The organism is Aquimarina litoralis, from assembly GCF_039523995.1.
Taxonomy (GTDB): Bacteria; Bacteroidota; Bacteroidia; order Flavobacteriales; family Flavobacteriaceae; genus Aquimarina; species Aquimarina litoralis.
The window spans coordinates 17,553-38,273 of record NZ_BAAAGE010000009.1 but is presented as its reverse complement, the minus strand read 5'-3'; the positions used below and the strand labels follow the sequence as shown (position 1 = coordinate 38,273).

At 34.0% G+C, this 20,721-nt stretch carries 13 protein-coding genes; 8 read left to right on the top strand and 5 right to left on the bottom strand.

Annotated elements, in window-relative coordinates; translation table 11 throughout:
• Window position 1: 1 nt before the first annotated feature.
• The 3 genes from ABD077_RS24660 to ABD077_RS24650 all read right to left on the bottom strand — a co-directional run bounded on the left by ABD077_RS24660 (window position 2) and on the right by ABD077_RS24650 (window position 8,578).
• Entirely contained in the window at window positions 2-1,795 is a 1,794-nt protein-coding gene (locus ABD077_RS24660; RefSeq protein ID WP_343914868.1) for a type VI secretion system Vgr family protein, read from the bottom strand.
• A 688-nt stretch (window positions 1,796-2,483) separates the two neighbouring features.
• Window positions 2,484-5,867, bottom strand: coding sequence for a starch-binding protein (locus tag ABD077_RS24655; protein WP_343914867.1), 3,384 nt, complete (start codon window positions 5,865-5,867; stop codon window positions 2,484-2,486).
• Between the two features lie 380 nt (window positions 5,868-6,247).
• Window positions 6,248-8,578 carry an ATP-dependent helicase gene (locus tag ABD077_RS24650; RefSeq protein WP_343914866.1) on the bottom strand — a complete coding sequence of 777 codons (2,331 nt, stop codon included), beginning with the start codon at window positions 8,576-8,578 and terminating at the stop codon, window positions 6,248-6,250.
• A gap of 265 nt (window positions 8,579-8,843) precedes the next feature.
• On the opposite strand from ABD077_RS24650, the gene ABD077_RS24645 reads away from it, so the two are divergent.
• From ABD077_RS24645 to ABD077_RS24610, 8 genes are all read left to right on the top strand, one after another.
• Window positions 8,844-9,131 carry a hypothetical protein gene (locus ABD077_RS24645; RefSeq protein WP_343914865.1) on the top strand — a complete coding sequence of 96 codons (288 nt, stop codon included), beginning with the start codon at window positions 8,844-8,846 and terminating at the stop codon, window positions 9,129-9,131.
• A 226-nt stretch (window positions 9,132-9,357) separates the two neighbouring features.
• The gene (locus ABD077_RS24640) at window positions 9,358-9,894 is read left to right on the top strand and encodes a DsrE family protein (RefSeq protein WP_343914864.1); all 537 of its coding nucleotides are present in this window, start codon (window positions 9,358-9,360) and stop codon (window positions 9,892-9,894) included.
• Between the two features lie 94 nt (window positions 9,895-9,988).
• Complete coding sequence (locus ABD077_RS24635) at window positions 9,989-11,191, top strand: amidohydrolase (protein ID WP_425545919.1); 1,203 nt, start codon at window positions 9,989-9,991, stop codon at window positions 11,189-11,191.
• 11 nt (window positions 11,192-11,202) lie between these two features.
• A complete protein-coding gene (locus tag ABD077_RS24630) occupies window positions 11,203-12,777 on the top strand; it encodes an FMN-binding glutamate synthase family protein (protein ID WP_343914862.1) in 1,575 nt (524 codons plus the stop codon).
• A gap of 6 nt (window positions 12,778-12,783) precedes the next feature.
• Window positions 12,784-13,308, top strand: a complete 525-nt coding sequence (locus ABD077_RS24625; protein WP_299610941.1) for a DUF7935 family protein — start codon at window positions 12,784-12,786, stop codon at window positions 13,306-13,308.
• A gap of 35 nt (window positions 13,309-13,343) precedes the next feature.
• On the top strand, window positions 13,344-14,408 hold the full coding sequence (locus ABD077_RS24620) for a serine hydrolase domain-containing protein (protein ID WP_343914861.1): 1,065 nt from the start codon (window positions 13,344-13,346) through the stop codon (window positions 14,406-14,408).
• A gap of 67 nt (window positions 14,409-14,475) precedes the next feature.
• Window positions 14,476-15,384, top strand: a complete 909-nt coding sequence (locus ABD077_RS24615) for a YitT family protein (RefSeq protein WP_343914860.1) — start codon at window positions 14,476-14,478, stop codon at window positions 15,382-15,384.
• A gap of 514 nt (window positions 15,385-15,898) precedes the next feature.
• Entirely contained in the window at window positions 15,899-18,763 is a 2,865-nt protein-coding gene (locus ABD077_RS24610) for a PKD domain-containing protein (protein WP_343914859.1), read from the top strand.
• A 128-nt stretch (window positions 18,764-18,891) separates the two neighbouring features.
• Here the strand turns inward: ABD077_RS24610 and ABD077_RS24605 are convergent, their stop codons facing one another.
• Window positions 18,892-19,815: a patatin-like phospholipase family protein gene (locus ABD077_RS24605; RefSeq protein ID WP_343914858.1), complete on the bottom strand. Its 924-nt coding sequence runs from the start codon at window positions 19,813-19,815 to the stop codon at window positions 18,892-18,894.
• Window positions 19,816-19,818: 3 nt separating this feature from the next.
• Window positions 19,819-20,715: a patatin-like phospholipase family protein gene (locus ABD077_RS24600; RefSeq protein ID WP_343914857.1), complete on the bottom strand. Its 897-nt coding sequence runs from the start codon at window positions 20,713-20,715 to the stop codon at window positions 19,819-19,821.
• Window positions 20,716-20,721 lie beyond the last annotated feature (6 nt).

The window sequence follows — 20,721 nt, the reverse complement described above, 5'->3', positions numbered from 1 at the left end:
CTTAACCTTTGCTAATTTTTACATCAGAATTACCTTGCAAGGTAGAAACACCTTTTGCATGCATCGTTAAATCTCCTGCCACCGATATTAAACTTGTGCTTCCTGCAGATTGCATATACGCTAAATTAACGTTAACAGATTTTGTTTGAGAAGCAAATTCTATACTCTTACTTGTATTAATTTTATGAGTTTTAGTAATACGCTCTATTTTATCATTCCCCACATTAATGTCTAAATTTTCATCAACATTAATCTCCATGTTTTTTGAATTCAAGGTCATCTTCTCTAATGCTGTAATGGTGATATTATTATTGGCAGTATCTATATGGATGGTATTTTGATTTTTATCAATGATCGTAATAAATTCAGATTTTTCGGTATCATTAAGTTCGATAGTGTGTCCGCTTCTAGTTCTAATAGCTTTCACATTATTTTTATCTGTTTTCCAGCTACTAGGTTTTGCTGCTCCATTATAAAGAGCCCCCATAACATAAGGACGTTCTGCATTCCCTCCTTCGAACCCTATAAGAACCTCTTCTCCTACTTCTGGAATAAAATGAAATCCTTTATCTCCACCAGAATGCGGTGTCATGACTCGTAACCAAGGGGTATATACTCCTAATGGTTTCTGCCAATCTAACTGAACTCTAATCCTACCTAAACCTTCTGGATCATTATTAGCAGTAACGGTAGCTACTTGAGTATCACTTTTAGGATTATTACGTATATTGGTATATGGATATACATCTTGATCTACTGCGATTCCTTCGAAATGATTGATATATTTTCCATTCTCCGCAGCATTATGTCTTATTTTTATGATCCTATAACTTCCTTGGCTTTTGCCTTCTTGTTTTATTTGTACTACTTTACCTAAGCATACTCCAGGATTATCACTTTTTCCAGTGATCAAAACCTGTTTGATCTCTTCTGCTTTTTTTTGTTCAGTTACTAAATGATTTAATCGCTGCTTCGTTTGTGGATCATTATATGTATTTAGAAAAACGTTGGTGTCGTGTGGAAACATCTCCTGACTTTTATTAGAAGCATAACCGTTATATCCATTTATGGAACTTGTAATTTCTGAAGTTGTTACCTTATGTTTTTCATTATTCAGATAATCATTGGTAAAAAAAGAATAGCTATTAGATCTAGGATTTAGGCTTCTGGAAAATTCCATTAAATCCACACCATAGGTTAAAACAACAGGTTCTGAATCCATTGGTTTTCCGAAAACTAAGTATTCTCCATCATAATAAAACCATTCTCCATATTGCTTGGATAATCTACTTGCAAATTCAAAACTACTCTCTCCATTCTGAACACAGTAATGTAATGTATCTTTGGATCTGGTTTTTATAGAAGTATTTAGTTTAGAGCGATCATATTGCTGAAAGGACTGAGTAAGAATGGATTCCAAATTTTCATCACTAAATGATGTATAATTTGGCCCATCATCTGTTAAAATAGAATTACTTTTCGCCTTAATTAGAATAGAATCTCCTGTGGATTGATGAAAACCATTGGTAAGCTTCACCTCTGTTACGATTCCTTTAAATTTTAATTCTTTATAGATATCTACAGCATCCAAAGAAGAAATCGTAAGCGTTATCGTTTGCCCCAAAAAATCATTGCTTACCTCTTCGTCCAAATTGGATGCATTTTCTAATACATCTCTACGACATAAAAGTTCTACAGTATGATGGTTATCAATTTCTTGCTGGAGTGTAAGTTTTTTAAAGGCCTTTATACAAAATCCCCCAATAAATAGCTGTATTTTAGATTGAAGTGCCATTGTTAAGTTTTAAGATTAATGTGTGAATCCAAGTCAGAAACAAGAAATCTTTACTTCAACCAATAAGTGAAAATGAAATTAGGTTAAGTAAGAGTTACATATTTCTATGATGGTTATTTCAAATGTAAAACACAACTGTCTGTAAATCAACCAGACATTCAGTGAAAAGAAACCCCTGAAAACCACTGTGGTTATAAAAGGTTAATTGTTAAAAAAGATAAGGGTTAGCCGTAAAAAACAATAAAGAAGAAAAGTATACAGAGGAGAGTAAAAAAGAAAAACTGGATATAAAACAATATTTATATCCAGTTATATTAAGTAATTAGTATACATTTTACTGGGGATTTATTAATGAAAGTCTATCGGTGAATTGCATGGCTACTTGCAGCTGGTAATTCCTGTAAAAACTTTCTCAAAATACTCCAATTAATCTTAAGTGAAATAAAATTTGTCATAACTTCTAAATTTTAAATTAATAAACTTTTTTAACTCTTACTGATAATCATCTCATCAGTTGTTTGTTAAAATTCAAAACGCGTGCCAAACTTTACACAACTAAAAAACCACAGTATAATTAACTGAAATACAGGTTTTTAAAAATTTCATTTTTTTATTTAAATCTACAATAAAAAAACCTGCCCAAAAAAATAATTCTCTAGACAGGTCTTAAATCAGCAAAATTTATTGGTTACTTTACCATTTTCAGCACTTTCACATTTTTGTTGGAAACGATCTTAAGAAGATAGATTCCTTTTGGAAGATTAGCTGTATTCATGGTTACAGTATTTGTTTTGGTATCTTTTGTTATGGACGTATTTGTATTTTTACCCGCAAGATCAAATATTTCAATTCGTACACGATTATCTTTCATATTTCCTGTAAAAGATAAAGTCAATGAATCATTAAAAGGATTTGGCCATGCCTTTACTAATTGCAAAGCGTCTCCTTCTGGTTTCTGATCTACAAAAGATCCTTTGATATCTTCAGAAGACGGACAATCACTCGGACAATTATTAAACCATTGGTTATCATACCATCCTTCTACAGTTCTAAATTGATCATCTGTTTGTGCTCCTCCATTATCATTAAATACAATACCAACTTCTACAGATTCATCTATGGTATAGGAATACCAAGGTGATCCTGCTACTTCATTCATCGCTACACCTGGCCAAGCTGGGAATCCAGGGATTGAAGCGTTCGCATTTTTATCGAATATATAAATATAAGCTGTATTCCAAGATGAAGGTTTTTTAAAGAATACATCGAATGAATCATCCGGAGTAATACCAGGACATTCTCCAGGACAGGTATCTGTCCACCCATTATTGTACCATCCATCTGTAGTTCTAAACAAATCATCTGACTGGGATCCTCCATTATCATTAAATACTATACCTACCTCTATAGTTTCATCTATGGTATAGGAATACCAAGGAGAAGTTGACAATTGGGTCATTTCGATACCTGGCCATGCAGGGAATCCAGGAATTGCTGCATTCGCGTTTTTATCAAATAAATAGATATATGAGGTTCCCCAAGTGTCAGGTTTTCTGAAATTAACAGTATATCCAGCCACATCCTGAATAGTATAGGTACGACTTTCTATCGAAGAACTTCCGGTATCGTTCATAGCGATAGCATTTAACTCTGTAGTTCCAACAGAAGATATAACAAATTCACCTTCATATAAAGTACTGGTATTATCAGGAATAGATCCGTCTAATGTATAGTATATAACTCCATCATTTGTTGCACTCATCGATACCTCAACACTTGCATTATATACTCCAGAATCTGGAGAAACCGTTAATGTTGGTGGTTGTGGTCCTGTAGGACAATCACTTGGACAAGTATTAAACCACTGACCATCATACCATCCTTCTACAATTCTCGTTAGATCCTCAGATTGCGCACCTCCATTATCATTAAATACAATACCTACTTGTACATCTTGATCTATTAAATAAGAATACCAAGGAGTTCCTGCTACACCATCCATTTGTTCTCCCGGCCAGGCTGGGAATCCTGGTAATGGATCTCCTGTATTTTGGTTAAATATATAAATATAAGCTGATGACCAATCTGAAGGTTTCTTAAAATATACATTAAATGGCTCTCCATCACCAATTATATAATCTCTAGAAACAATAGCAGATTCATTCCCATCAGAATCAATTGCAATTGCCTTTATTGAAGCAGAGCCATTAACAGTAAAAGGTGTTGTATATACTATACTTGTTGCAGAAGGATCAGATCCATCCGTTGTATAGTAGATAGAAGTACTTGCTCCTTCTGCAGTGGTAGAAGCTGTCATACTTACTGTAATAGCATCATTATAAAATCCGGAAACTGGATCAATAGATAAGGTTACAGAATCTGAAAGATCAAAAGGCTCTCCGACTAATACTATTCCAAATGTAGTTCCGAAAGTAACTGTTCCTCCTGTTACAGTTGCGGTTGTATCAGAAAAATAATCTTTTAACAATGTACCATCAGGCCACATACCGAATACATTTAAAGCTCCAGCAAAATCATTATCCTGACCTTGGAAAACAAGAGCTTTATCTGACACTCCGTTGCGATCATATTCACGTTTAAAGATATAAGGTGCATCGCTTAATTTTTGATGAGATCCTCCTCCGATAGATATATGTTCTCTTCTAAATTTCCCAAGCTTTCTCCAATGTAATAATAAAGCATCATCTATAGAATCCCAATTCATATCAGAACGATACCCAGCATCTACATAAGTAGTAGCGTTAAAGAACTGTCGTCCAGATTCATCTCCATAATAAATCTGCGCTCCACCAGGAGATAATAATAATTTTACCGCTCCTTCAAACATATTACCTGTAAAGAACTCGCTAAAATCATGAGATCTTAGGTAGCTGATCATATTATACTCCCCAGGAGTATTAAAACCATTATCGTTATTATTTAATTTTGCTGCAAAAGAACTAAATATTTCTTCCTGCCCTAAATCTGTATATGCTTCTTTTGGAGAACGGAAATTAATCATACTATTAAACTTTCCTACTGTAAAATCATCTGGTAAAGGATCCCCTACATTACCAATAATATTTACACCAGAATGCTCTCCTGTCATGTAAAAATCAAGATCATCTAGCTTTTTTGTTGGATTATTTTGTTTCCATTCTCTCAAAGCTGAAACTGCTTCATCTTTTAACTCTGCCCATGCATCTACACCTACATGTCTTTCTGTATCTACTCTAAATCCATCAATACCGTATTCTCTCACCCAATCCGTTAACCACTTTATTAAATAGTATCTAGGTGCTCTTGGTTTTCCTGTTCTTGCGAAATAAGCATTAAGCTCATCCAATTCTTGCTGTCTTCTTCCTTCAGCATCCCACTTATCTATTAACCATTGTGGCAACGCTACTGAATTGAAAGATTCTGTACGAATATCAGGTAATCCGAAAAGAGGGGTAGTTAAATCATCGCAAGGAAGTTCTCCATTTTCTGAACCGCATTGTAGTCGTACCCAATCCGATGGATAATCTTCGTCTACAAACTCTAACTGACCATTTACATTTTTATAGGTACGATAACCTGAATGATTCATTACAATATCGAGTAATACTCTAATTCCATGATCATGAGCTGTGTCTATAAATTTTTCGAAGTCTTCTGCACTTGTAAAATTAGGATCAAAAGCAGTCCAATCATTTGTATGATAGCCATGATATGGATAATCCCTAAAAGTAGGATCATCTGCAGGAGGGTTATTAAAGCCATGTCGATTTTCTACTACCGGAGTAACCCAAATAGCACTCACCCCCAACTCATCAAAATAACCTTCTTCTAATTTTTGAGTAACCCCTGCGATATCTCCTCCATGGAAATCTAATTCGTTATTTCTACTATCTTGGAAACGATCAAAATTAGAATCATTGGTAGTATCGCCATTGTAAAAACGATCTGTTATCAAGAAATAAACCGTTAAGTTATCCCACGAAAATGGAAGATTTCTTTCTGCTTGCGCTATTCCTATTTTTGGTAAACATAGGCAAACCACTAATAACCCTAAGTAGAGTATTTTTTTCATAATTAAGATTTTGTTTGTGTGTTAATAAAAGAACGGCTGGATAATTTATATGGGGAAATTATCTCAATCGTTGTAATAAAGATTTCTAAAAAAAAATCGAATAATATAATTATGAGCGTATCGATTTTTCACGAAAACGATTGAGTGTTGATATTTTGTTTTAAAGAAGGTTAAAAAAGTAATAACCAATCAAAAAAACACTTAATATCTTGACATATTAAGAGATATATCTGCAAAATCTAAAGAGATCAGAACCTCTCAATAAATGAAGTGAAAATTTGAAATTTTCCCAAAAACAAACCACGGTAATTATTGTTTCCTTACCGATACAATAATTACCGTGGTTTTATATTCTAGATAATACAATGAGAATGTTTACTTTAACCTATGACTTTCAGTTTAGCAAATCGTAATAAGAGTTTCTTAATCCCTCCATTTTCAAAGTTAATCTCGGCTTTTCTATCTTGCCCTACACCTTCTAGCTTAAGAACTTTTCCACGTCCAAAACGCATATGTTCTACGATAGTATCAGGCACTAAATCCCCATCAATACTATTGGCTTTTGGAGCGCTTTGAGTACCATTAGTAATCGGTCTCAACTTACGTAGTTTTCGTAACTGCTCTTCTGTAGGTCTATGCGATACTGGTGGAGATCCAGATACTGGTTTTTTTAGTCTCAACTTACTTTTATCAACTTCTCCAAAAATATCTGTATCCACCAAAGGCTTATATCGATAAGTATCAATTGGTGTTATATATTCTAGATATTTATCATCAATTTCTTCAATAAATCTACTTGGTTCCGCATCTACGAGTTTCCCCCATCGATATCGTGATTGCGTATAGGTTAGATAAGCTTGTTTTTCTGCTCTTGTTAAGGCAACATAAAACAATCTTCGTTCTTCTTCCAACTCTGATCGGGTATTCATACTCATTCCCGATGGAAATAAGTCTTCTTCCATACCAACTATATATACATAAGGAAACTCTAATCCTTTTGCTAAATGGATTGTCATTAGAGCAACTCTATCATCATCTCCTGTATCTTGATCAAGGTCTGTAGCTAGTGCTACGTCTTCTAAGAATTCTGCAAGCGATCCGGTTTCATCAGCAAGCTCTTTTTGCCCTTCTACAAAATCACGAATACCATTGAGTAATTCTTCTATATTCTCAATACGAGCAATACCTTCTGGAGTTCCATCTTTTTTAAGCTCTTGTAGTAATCCAGTATTTTTTGCTACCATTTCTGCCAGCGTAAAAGCATCAGAAGTTTGGTTAGTGACCTGAAAACTTTTGATCATATTCATAAAGTTCTCCAATCGAGTTTTAGTTCCGCTATTAATTTTTAAGTTAATACGATCTAAATTTTCGATTACTTCAAAAATAGATCGATCATAATGATTAGCGGCAACAACTAATTTATCTACTGTAGTACTACCAATTCCCCTTGCAGGATAATTAATTACTCTTTTTAACGCTTCCTCGTCCTTTGGATTAATAATTAATCGAAGATACGCAAGTACATCCTTGATCTCTTTTCGTTGGTAGAACGATAAACCTCCATAAATCCTATACTTAATATCACGTTTTCGTAATGCGTCCTCCATTGCTCTGGATTGTGCATTAGTTCTATACAAAATAGCGAATTGACCATTATTAAGCTGATGCTGCATTTGATTCTCAAAAATAGAACTCGCTACATATCGTCCTTCATCTCCATCGGTAAGTAATCTATTTACTAAAATTTTCGGACCTGGTTCATTAGCGGTCCAAACTACCTTGTCTAATTTAGTCTTATTTTTATCGATAATAGAATTCGCAGCTTCTACAATATTCCGAGTAGATCTATAATTTTGTTCTAAGCGATATTGCTGCACATTATCATAGTCCCTTTGGAAATTCAGAATATTATTGATGTTTGCCCCACGAAATGCATAAATACTTTGGGCATCATCACCTACTACACATATATTCTGAAATTTATCAGATAAGGCCTTTACTATAAGGTACTGAGAGTGGTTTGTATCTTGGTACTCATCCACCAGTATATATCTAAATCTGTTCTGATACTTCGCTAATACATCGGGAAAACGATTCAATAATTCATTCGTTTTCAACAATAAATCATCAAAATCCATCGCTCCCGCTTTAAAACACCTATCTACATAATGCTGATAGATCTCTCCCATACGAGGCCTTTTGGCCATGGCGTCTGCTTCTACCAATTCAGGGTTTTGAAAATATGCTTTTACCGTGATCAGACTGTTTTTATAAGAAGAAATTCGAGATTGAACCTGTTTATATTTGTAAATATCTTTATCCAATCCCATCTCTTTAATAACAGAAGCTATTAATCGCTGAGAATCTTGTGTATCATAAATAGTAAAATTAGAAGGATATCCTAGTTTATCAGCTTCTATTCTTAAAATTTTGGCAAAAATAGAATGGAAAGTTCCCATCCATAAATTCTTAGCTTCACTAGCGCCCACAATATCAGCAATACGTTTTTTCATTTCACGTGCTGCCTTATTCGTAAAAGTCAAAGACAAAATATTAAATGCATCTATTCCTTGATACATAAGATATGCTATCCTAAACGTAAGCACCCTTGTTTTTCCAGAACCAGCACCCGCAATTACAATCATGGGACCATCTTTTTGTAATACAGGAGCTCTCTGAGCGTCATTCAATCCAGCTAAATACTCTTCCAAATTTTCAATTTTTTATAAGCTTCGAAATTTAAGTAAACTATCTTTTTTTAAGAACTAATACGATTGATATTTATAAACAAATCATTAACCATAATAAGATTAAAGTTTTTCATCTGGGGAAATATTTATGAGGCCATTTTTGAATTTTTATGCAAAAAACATCGTCTAATTACGGTTTTTTAGGATAAAATACGTATCTTAGGAAAAGCTTATCTAAAACACCTAGATAACGCTTTAACCCCAACATTCACCTAATATTTTTGTTATGTCCCCAAACATGAACATTCAACCTATTGAAAAAGAACAAATTAAATTTCTAACCTTTCCAAAAAAAGACGTACTAGAGAAAAGAAAAGACCAAATTGATAGAGTCTTAGAACTTAAGAGAGCCTTATCATTAGGCAATCTAGAACGTCATAAAGTAAAAATTGTTTTTGTGGATAATAAAGGATTTAAAAAAGTAGAAACCACTATCTGGGGAATCACAGATAAAGAAGTTATTCTAAAACAATCAACAATTATCCCATTAGAACGAATTATTAGTATATCCTAAAAAAAGGTAAAACTTATTATTTCAAAGCTCTCAATAATATTTAATTGAGAGCTTTATTTTTTAATTCAAGTTAAAACTAATTACTACCGATACCTTTTGTTTTATCATAGATAATATTCATAAACAAACTTTTCTGATGTCTTTTTGGCTATCATAATTATCAAAAACATATTTTAACTTTCCTTTTATAGATTTTTGAATATCTTTAGAAACCAAAAAAAACGGCTTGAAACACACATTTTTCTTTCTACTCGCTATATTTCCAATGATCCTTTTCTGTCAAAAAGAACCTCAACAAGGTACTGTAATAAAGGAATTTGGAAACACATATGAGGTTGAAAATCCTGATTTTAAAACAGACTTAGAAAATGAACTAAAAGTTGTTTTTGATGTTGGTCGTTCATTCGGTGATAGTACTAAAGTAAATCCACTTATGAATACAGCTGCTCGATATCTCAATATGCACGTAAATGCTGGAGTACCGTTTAAGAATTTGAAAGTAGCATTAGTGATTCATGGAAATGCTGCTAATGATATTTTGAAAGATAACGCATATCAAGCCAAGTTTAATATTAAGAACCCAAATACTGATTTGATCACTGCATTAAGTGAGAAAGGTGTACAGATTATATTATGTGGGCAAACAGCAGCACATAGAAAAATTACCAAGTCTGATATACATCCTAAAGTTCAACTAGCTTTATCTGCGATGACCGCTTTGGTACAACTACAAAATAAAAACTACAAACTCATTAATTTTTAACTCAACGTATCCTATGAAGAACAGCATATTCATCCTTATGGTATTAGTGTGTTACTTAACGAACGCACAAAAAATAGATCCCGATGTGGATGCTATGTCGGATAAAGTAGAAAGTAAAGTTATCGAATGGCGAAGGGATTTTCATCAGAACCCAGAACTTTCGAATCGCGAATTCGAAACTGCCAAAAAGATTGCTGCTCACTTAAAGAGCTTAGGGTTAGAAGTAACAGAAAATGTTGCAAAAACTGGTGTTGTAGCTCTTCTTAAGGGAAAACAAAAAGGAAAAGTAGTTGCATTAAGAGCGGATATTGATGCACTTCCTGTAACCGAGCGAGCAGACGTTCCCTTTAAATCAACTGTAAAAACAACATTTCTTGGTAAGGAAGTTGGCGTATCTCATGCTTGTGGTCATGATACTCATACAGCTATTCTTATGGGAGTAGCGGAAGTATTAAGTAAGAACAAAGATAAAATACAAGGAACCGTAAAATTTATTTTTCAACCTGCTGAAGAAGGACCTCCTCCTGGAGAAGAAGGTGGTGCTAAATTAATGATCAAAGAAGGGGTTTTAAAAAATCCTGATGTAGATGCTATTTTTGGGCTTCATATCAATTCTGGAACTCCCGTTGGAATGATCCGTTATAAACCAGGCGGTACGATGGCTGCAGTAGAACGTTTTGTGATTAACGTAAAAGGAAAACAAACACACGGATCTGCACCGTGGACAGGTGTTGACCCGATATTAATCTCTGCAAAAATAATTGATGGACTACAAACCATAATTAGTAGAGAGTCACCCTTAGTAGATGAAGCCGCTGTAATTACGGTAGGTAAAATTACTAGTGGTGTTCGTTTTAATATTATTCCAGAAAGTGCTGAAATGATAGGAACAGTCAGAACATTAGACCCTATGATGAGAAAAATGATTATCCGTAGAATGAGTGAAATGGTACCCGCTATCGCAAAAGCTTACGGAGGAGAAGCAACGATAGATTTTCAGAATAATACTTCTATCACCTACAATGATCCTACGCTCGTGACACAAATGTTACCTACAATAGAGGGAATAGCAGGAAAAGAAAATGTAATCCTATCTAAAGCCACTACTGGAGGGGAAGATTTTTCGTATTTTCAGGAAGTGGTTCCTGGATTTTATTTCTTTTTAGGAGGCAAACCTCATACTGAAGCAAAAGCACCTTCTCATCATACACCAGATTTTTATATTGATGAGAGTGGTTTATTACTTGGTGTAAAAGTAATGTCTCAATTAACTCTTGACTATTTAAACGCTCAATAATTTTTTATTACATGGAAGCTTTCTTAAATTTTCTCGGTTCAATATCATGGTGGATGTGGATACTCTTGGTATTAGGTGTAATAGCCATACGAGATATATTTTTCAATAAAAAACACACTATCAGTCATAACTTTCCTATTGTGGGCCATCTTAGATACCTTTTAGAAAGTATTGGACCAGAAATGAGGCAATATTTTGTTGCCAACAATAGAGAAGAACTTCCGTTTAATAGAATAGAGAGAGGATGGGTATATGCATCTTCTAAAAACGAAAATAATTACGAAGGCTTTGGAACTGATAGAGACATTTATCAGCATCAACATATTTTTATAAAAAATTGTATGATTCCTTTTCAAATGGAAGCGGATCATCCTAATACTGTAGACAAAACATTTTTGCCTTGTGCAAAAGTTATGGGCGCTTACAATCAACGTAAAAAACCATACAGACCCGCTTCTATTATTAATATTTCTGCAATGAGTTATGGATCACTTTCTGCTCGCGCTGTAGATTCTTTAAATATTGGAGTTCTAAAAGCTGGAGCTTATCACAATACAGGAGAAGGTGGATTATCTCCCTATCATAGCAATGGAGGTGATGTGGTATTTCATTTTGGTACAGGCTATTTTGGCGTTCGTTCCGAAGACGGAAATTTTTCTATGGAAAAGATGAAGGAATTGGTTCGTAACAATCCATTTATAAAAGCCATAGAAATTAAGCTTTCTCAAGGTGCTAAACCTGGAAAAGGTGGTGTATTGCCCGGAGCAAAAATTACTCCTGAAATTGCCAAAATCAGAGGTGTCGAAGTAGGGAAAGATGTACTATCTCCTTCTACTCATAAAGCATTTAAAGATGTACCCGAATTATTACAACTTATAGAAGATATTGCAGAAGAAACAGGTTTACCTGTAGGTATTAAAGCGGCAATTGGTAAAACCGAACAATGGGAACTACTTGCAGAACTTATGGTTAAGTCTAATCGCGGACCTGATTTTATTGCTATAGATGGTGGTGAAGGTGGAACTGGCGCTGCTCCTCCAAGTTTTGCGGATCACGTTTCGTTACCATGGATCTATGGTTTTAGCGCGATTTATAAAATATTTCAAAAACATAATCTAACAGAACGAGTTGTCTTTATTGGTAGTGGGAAATTAGGCTTCCCTGCAAAAGCTGCAATGGCTTTTGCCATGGGTGTTGACTGCATTAATGTAGCCCGAGAAGCAATGATGAGTATTGGTTGTATTCAGGCTCAAATATGTCATACTAATAAATGCCCTGCGGGTGTTGCCACGCAAAGTAAATGGCTACAAAAAGGAATTAATGTACCATTAAAATCAGATCGTCTCGCGCAGTATTTTAAATCTTTTAGAAAAGAGCTTGTAGAGATAACGCATGCCGCAGGATATGAACATCCTTCACAATTTACAATGAAAGATATTGATGTTAATGTAGATGACGGAGAGCTCACAAAAACCTTGGAAGATTCTTTTAAATATAGCAAGACACCTGTAGAATTCACCTGTATTCAGGATCTCAAAGATTGCTCATATCTAGGAGGACATTATAAAGAAACAAAATCAAAATAATATTACATGAAGATAGAAATCATTCCTTTATTAATCTCACTTATTCCATCACTTTTTATCACTCTATTAGCGTTTTTCTATTTCAAAACGCATACAGATAATGAAGAAAAAAGAAGAAGATACTTACTTCATAGAGAAAATCAAAAGCAGGCGCTACCATTAAGATTACAGGCTTACGAGCGTATGGCTTTATTTATGGAGCGAATTTCGCCTGGTAAACTATTACTAAGAACTCCTCCTGTGGATAATGATAAAAAAAGTTATGAATCCTTATTGGTAAGTACTATAGAACAAGAATTTGATCATAATCTAACCCAACAAATCTATATCTCAGATGAGTGCTGGAATATGATTAAAACTGCTAAAAACGGTACTATCGCATTGATTAGAAAAAGCGTATTAAATGGTGAGGTAGATTCCGCCAATAAAATGAGAGAATTTATACTAACAGAAGTAGTAGAAAAAGGAGCTCCAAGTGATAAAGCACTATCTGCTATTAAATCTGAAGTAGAAGATCTTTTTAGTATCTAATTATGAAATAAGACAGGTCTAAAAATCTAATTTATATGAAGCATATAGCTTTTAATGTATTCATTTCATTATTTGTTACTTTTGGTTTTGCCCAAACAACAAAACATGAATTTTCTTATGCTTCTCCAGAGTCCAAAGGCTTCTCTACAGAAAAACTAAGCCTATTACAACAGCATTTAGAAAATAGCGGATCTTCTTCTATGATTCTTATGATAGACGGAGATATTATTTTTGAATGGGGACAAACAGATAAAAGACATCTCATACATTCCATGCGAAAAGCCTTATTGAACTCTCTTTATGGTATTGCAATAGAAAATAAACAAATAGACACTTCTGCAACACTTAAATCGCTAAACATAAATGATATTTCACCGAGCTTAAGTGATAATGAACTTAGTGCTACAATAAGCGATTTATTAAGATCACGTTCTGGAATTTATCATAATGCAGCTGCTACGAATGATGCGATGCTCAGAGGTCGTCCCGAAAGAGATACTCATCAACCAGGAGAGTTTTATTATTATAACAATTGGGATTTTAACGCCTTAGGCACCATATTGGAACAACAAACTGGAAAAAGTATATACCAGCTGTTTTATGATCAGATTGCCATACCTATTGGTATGATTGATTATACTGGAACCTATGAAAATATTGATGGGGAATCAGATGATGAAACTATTCCGGATACCGATGGAATTTATCAATTTGAAAAAAGCAAGTCTAAATATCCTGCCTATCATTTCAGGATGTCAGCCAGAGATCTTGCTATCTATGGACAGTTGTACCTAAATCACGGTAATTGGAATGGAAAACAAATTATTCCAAAAGAATGGATAGACGTATCCACCAAACCCTACTCTATTTATAACCCTAAATATGGAAACGCCTACGGGATGCTCTGGAACGTACGAGTACCTGATGAAAACACCAAAAGAAACTCTTTTTTTCATACTGGTGTAGGCATACATATGCTAGGTGTTTATCCTGATTCAAAACTGGTTTTGGTACATAGAGTAGATACTGAAAAAGAAATCAATTACAACCAAGGTGATTTTTATAAAATGATTGGGCTAGTTTTTGGTGCCAGAAAATAGTCTACCGTAATATTACGTAAAGCATTGTATTAATCGAATAGAAATTAGTGTGGTAAAATAGAACCCTATGAAAAGAACACTGTCAGAAATTTTTCAAATTGCTTTAGGTATTCTACTCGCCAGTTTAGGATTAAAAATGTTTTTACTACCAAATGGATTTTTAGATGGCGGAGCCACTGGTATTGCTATTTTGCTTAGTGAGCTTTTTGAGATTGACATATCTATTTTTCTATTGTTGGTCAGTATTCCTTTTTTGATTTTAGCTTGGTTCAGCCTCACTAAAAGAATTTTTGTTAAATCATTATTATCGATCATTTCCCTTGCAATTATTATTCACTTTGAAAACTTTGCAGCTATTACAGATGATAAACTTTTAATAGCCATTTTTGGCGGTTTATTTTTAGGTGCGGGAATTGGATTAACTATCAAAAACGGAGCAGTCTTAGATGGTTCTGAAATTCTGGGGATCTTCATAAATGAAAAATTAGGAATAAGTATCGGAAAAATTATCCTTCTGTTCAATATTATTTTATTCAGCGTCACCGCCTTACTTCTTTCTATAGAAATTGCTATGTATTCTATTCTTACCTTTATTATCACTGCAAAAGTTATAGACTTTATGATAGAAGGATTCGAAGATTATGTAGGTTTAATGATTGTATCAGAACAAACCGATGAAATCAATAAACAATTAATTGATATTATAGGCACTGGAACAACCATTTATAACGGCTCTGGAGGTTTTGGAAAAAGAGGTCCTCAATCCGAAAAAAAAATTATTCATAGTGTAATTAATAGAATTGATATCCGAAGAACCTATACCCTAATCGATACCATTGATAAAAACGCTTTTATTATTGAATTTGATGTAAACAACATAAAGGGAGGAATGTATACTAAGTTTTTGTCTAAAGAAGGGTTAAAAAAGTTATCTTCTTCTTCCATTAAACAAAATGCTTCTAGCGATAATATGTAAACTAAATTAGTCCAACAAATCTTGTAATAAGAATTCTATTTTGCTAAATACATTTATTAAATATTCATATTATCTAAATCATTTAATTTTTGTGTAAGAATTCCCGCATGAATCAAATAGTTCTCAAGCTATTCAACTTCTATGTAAAAAACTATATAACAACGCATTAAGTTAAAAAAAGAATCGTGACCGCCATAATCTTTGGTAGAAAACCAACGCTTTCATATATAAAACGTTTCTATTTCACATACTAAAACCAATATTTTTCAGTTAAGTAAATATGTTTTACTTCGTAAAACAACATTGCAACGCTTGTGTAATTTGATGAATACTTTTTTAAGGACTTCAGACATCCTTAAATTATCGCCTGAAACCAGACCCTTTAGGCAATCTTTCATCACCTCCCCTTCTTCAGCACAAGAAAAATATCTTAAGGATATGAACATTTTTTCATATCCCAGCAAGTCATTTGAACATTGAATCAAACCGTAATTACAAACTCAATACACATCAAATGAAAACAATTGCACTCTTAAAAACGACGAAAAAGCAGTGTTTTAAACAAATCAAATCCAAATCAGTCAAAACCTTATCATTACTCTTAGTGATATTCTTTTATCAGACAGATATCTTTTCCCAAAAGAATGAATCCTTTAATTTGGGAAACGAAAAAACATTCTCCAGTAACTTTTGGGGAGCAAAAACCAATAAAATAACCCTTCAAGTCTCTAAGGAGATATCATATTCTGGGGTTATTACAAAGAGGAATGGAAACGCCAATTCTTATTCCATCATAGGAAGTATTGGCGATTCCAAAACATCTACATTTCATATTACGAAACAAGGCAATCTCATCTCTGGTCAAATTGTATTATATGAAGATAAAATTGCATATCAGTATTCCTCAGATGATGCGAAGGCTGTTTTCATAGAAGAAGTTGATATTCATAAAGTACTTTGTGTCGATTACGAAAAACTTCCTTCTGTAGAAGTAACCTCATATCAATCAAAAATGGTAGTTCCTACTTTATCAAGTCTACCAGGATCTGCATTTACTGTCTATCTGGATTTTGATGGCGAAGTGGTAAGTGATACTTGGTGGGTTAATGGAGGAACCATTAATGCGCAACCTACGGGCTATAGTGATGCCAAAATTACTGACATCTGGAGAATTATGGCAGAAGATTTTAGACCTTTTGACATCAATATTACTACCGATAGAACTACTTTCGAAAACACTCCTATCAATCGTAGAATGATGTGTATTTTCACTCCTACTACTGATGCTGCACCAGGATCTGGTGGTGTAGCTTATCTTAATTCTTTTTCAAATAATAATATCGACAACCCATGTTGGGTGTATAACAATGGAACCAGATCTGCAGGAGAAACGGGATCACATGAAGTTGGACATACCCTAGGATTATCGCATGACGGAGTTCCTGGAAATCAATATTACTCAGGTCATGGATCATGGAGTCCTATTATGGGATGGAGTGCCAGCAGAGCTATCGGACAATGGAGCCAAGGTGAATACGACAACGCTATTACTCAGGAAGATGATATGGCTATTATTTCAGGAAATAGAAATGGTTTTGGATATAAAGAAGATGACCACGCGGATACAGTTTCCGAAGCTACTCCAATTCAGGTAGGTTCTAATGGAACAGTAGATCCATCTTTGCATCAGGCACTTATTTCTACAAGAGAAGATAAAGATGTATTTTCTTTTATTACTGCTGGTGGTGAAGTAGACTTTACCATTGATCCAGATCCATATTATCCAAACCTAAACATACAAGCTAGAATTATAAGCGGTACAGGAGAAGAATTAGCTATATCTAGTCCACAAGATAACCTAAGTGCCAGTATAAATACTACCTTAGCAGGAGGTACCTATTTTATAGAAATCGATGGTGTTGGAGAGGGTAATTTATCCAGCGGATATTCTGATTATGCTTCAGTTGGTTTTTATGAAATTTCTGGATCTTATACACCAGGAAATAACAATCAACCTCCAATTGCTAATTTTGAAGCCACGATCGATTGTGATCAGGTTAGTTTTAGAAATACCTCTATAAATACCGTTACTTCAGTATTGTGGGATTTTGGAGATGGAACCACTTCTACTGAGCAAAACCCAACACATACCTATAATGCTGATGGAAGTTATACTGTGTCGTTAACAGCAACGAATACCGTTGGAGATGACACCAATACTCAAGAAAATTTTGTTACCGTTACCATTGCTTCTTTACCTAATAATGACACGCAATCTATTTGTTCTGGTAATGTAGATACGATCACTGCTTCTGGTAGTAATGGATATATCTGGTATGATACTCTAGATGGCGATACGGTTTTAGGAACAGGACCAACTTTAGATGTATCAAATATTACACAAAATCGAACTTTTTATGTAGCTGGAACTACGGAACCAATCGTAGAAGCAGTTACTGGAATTACAGACGTTGCGAACATAGTTGGTAATATACATCAGGGAGGATTTAATTTGGTATTCGACGCTGATCAACCTATTATGTTAAAAAAAGCAACCGTTATAGCACAAGGAGCTGGTAATAGAACCCTACAATTGATAGATGCTAGTGGAACTGTTTTAGAAACTAAGACTATAAATATTCCAGATGGAGAAAGTGTTATCGATATTAATATGAACATCCCAGCTGGAAATGATATGGAAATAGGATTTTTAGAAGAAGCGAATCTTTTTAGAAGTAATGACAATGTCAATTATCCATATACGGTAAACAATATAGTTTCTATTAAAAGAAGTTCTGCTACCACAAATCCTCAAGGTTTTTATTATTATTTATATAATTGGGAAGTTTCCACACTCGGCGGTTGTAGTACTTCCGATAGAGCTGCTATTCAGGTAAATGTATCGGATGCTCCTACGGTTCCTACAATAAATGTAGACGCACAAACTAATGAACTCTCGGTAACCGAAAATTATGAATCATATCAGTGGTATTTAGATGATCAACCAATTACCGGAGCTAATGCTGCTACCTATATTGCCGAAGAAACAGGAACTTACACTTTAGAAGTGTTTAATGAAGGTGGATGTAGCACATTTTCTGAAGCTTTAGAGATTCAGGCATTATCTACACCGGATCTTCAGTCACCAGAAGATCAGATTGTACTATATCCAAATCCTGCAAATGAAATATTACATATTGATGGCATATCCGAATTAAAAGACAAATTCTCTTTAAAAGTTTTAAATGCTTTAGGTCAAACTGTAATTCTTAAATCAGGTGTTCCAGAAACTATAGACACCACAAAACTTTCTGAAGGATTATATTTCTTGCTAATTAACAACAAACAGGTAGATAAATTTCTCAAAATAACACGTTAAGAATGATCTAAGTTCCTAAAAGGTTTTTCTTAAACCAGTATAGCCAAATCAAATAATCATTTTCAAAAATGAGAAGTGATTATTTGATTTGGCTATTTTATGTAAAGATGGATATGAAGGAAAATATTCTATCCTGCCATATCGATTTCTTTCAATTTATTTTCATCTGCTTGTTTGGCTTTTTCCGCAGCATAATCAAAGCCTTGTTGCCACCAACTCCGCATTAATTTTTTATTAAAAACTAAAGAGTTTTCTGTTAATTTAGAAGGTGTATAATATAGGTTCAATACAACATCTTTATTTTTCGCTGCTAATTTCCCAACTACCGTATCATGACCTTCTACCTGATCGAACATAAAACTGAATAAATTAACCATGAGCGAAAATGGATTTTTACCCAACACCTTATTATGTTCCATATTTTCAGACTCTAAAATTACAGCATCTACCTCCGTTGCACCTCTTTTAATAGCTTCTCTAATAGGAACCATACAACCAAATCCACCATCGGCATACTCACATCCATTTTTAGTCACTAAACTCATAAATGGAACATAATTACAAGAGATCCAAATCCAATCACAAAAATCTTCATAAGAAAAGTCGTTAATAGACTTATATTCAGTAGTATTTTTGGTTAAATTAGAAACTGTAACCACAATATCTTCTACTTTTTTCTTAGCCAATTCGAATTCTATTTCAGAAAAATTTCTACGAATATTTCTACGCAAATTTTTACTCTCTCCGAATGTACGTTTACGTTTTAAAAATTGAACTATGGTATTAAAGAAATTAATAGAAACAAACTCCCGATTTCCTTTTTTTCGGGTTCTAAAGGGATTAACACTAAAAATAGTACTCTGATTAACATTCGTGTACATATCATACACCTTGTCTATATTCCCTAATGCTAATTGTGGTATTAACAGGCTTCCGGTAGAAGTTCCCAAAAAAAGTTCATACTTCCGTCCTTGTTCCTGGATTAAATATTGGGCTACACCACCAGCATACGCTCCTTTACTTCCTCCACCAGATATAACTAATGCTCGCATATTCTATTCTAATCGATTTGATTTATTCTTTTCTTTGGCAAACTCATATCCTTTTTTCCACCATTTTTTCATTTTCTCCTTTTCAAAAATTAATGAATTGGTAGTTAATACCGTTGGTGTATAATAAAGATCCATAGCCACGTCTTTTCGGGTAGCTATAAACTTACCTATTCGAATGTTCTGATGCTCGATCGTATCCATCATAAAATCAACCATACTAGTAATTAATGTAAATGGATTTTTAGTAGGCATACGATTTAGATAATTAATCTCCGTTTCTAATATGATTACATCCACTTCTTTCGCTCCACGTCTAATTGCTTCTTCTATCGGAACCATAGAACCTAATCCTCCGTCTACATAATCACAATTGTTCTTTTGTACCAAACTCATAAATGGAGGATAATTACACGAAATCCAAACCCAATCACAGTACTCCTGATATGTACACTCTTTAATCGACTTATACTCTACTTCATTCGTAGATAGATTAGTAACGGTAATTATAATGTCTTTTTGGGATTCTTTAAGCGTATTAAAATAACTTTCGGTAACAGACTTTCTGATAAGATCTCTAAGATTTCTGCTATCTCCAAAGGACTTATTTCCTTTGATCAAGTTTCGTAATACATTAAAGTGATTAATCGTAATAAGGTTGTATCCTTTTCTTTTTTTGATCACAAAAGGACAATTCCTAAATATGGAGGATTGATTTACCGAAGTATATATCTCTTTTATTTCCTTTATTTTGGATAGTGCCAAATGAGAGATCAGTAAACTTCCGGTAGAAGTTCCTACATACAAATCATACTCTCTCTTTAGGTCCTGAATAAGATATTGCGCTACACCACCAGCAAAAGCTCCTTTACTTCCTCCACCGGATATGACCAATGCGCGCATACGTTT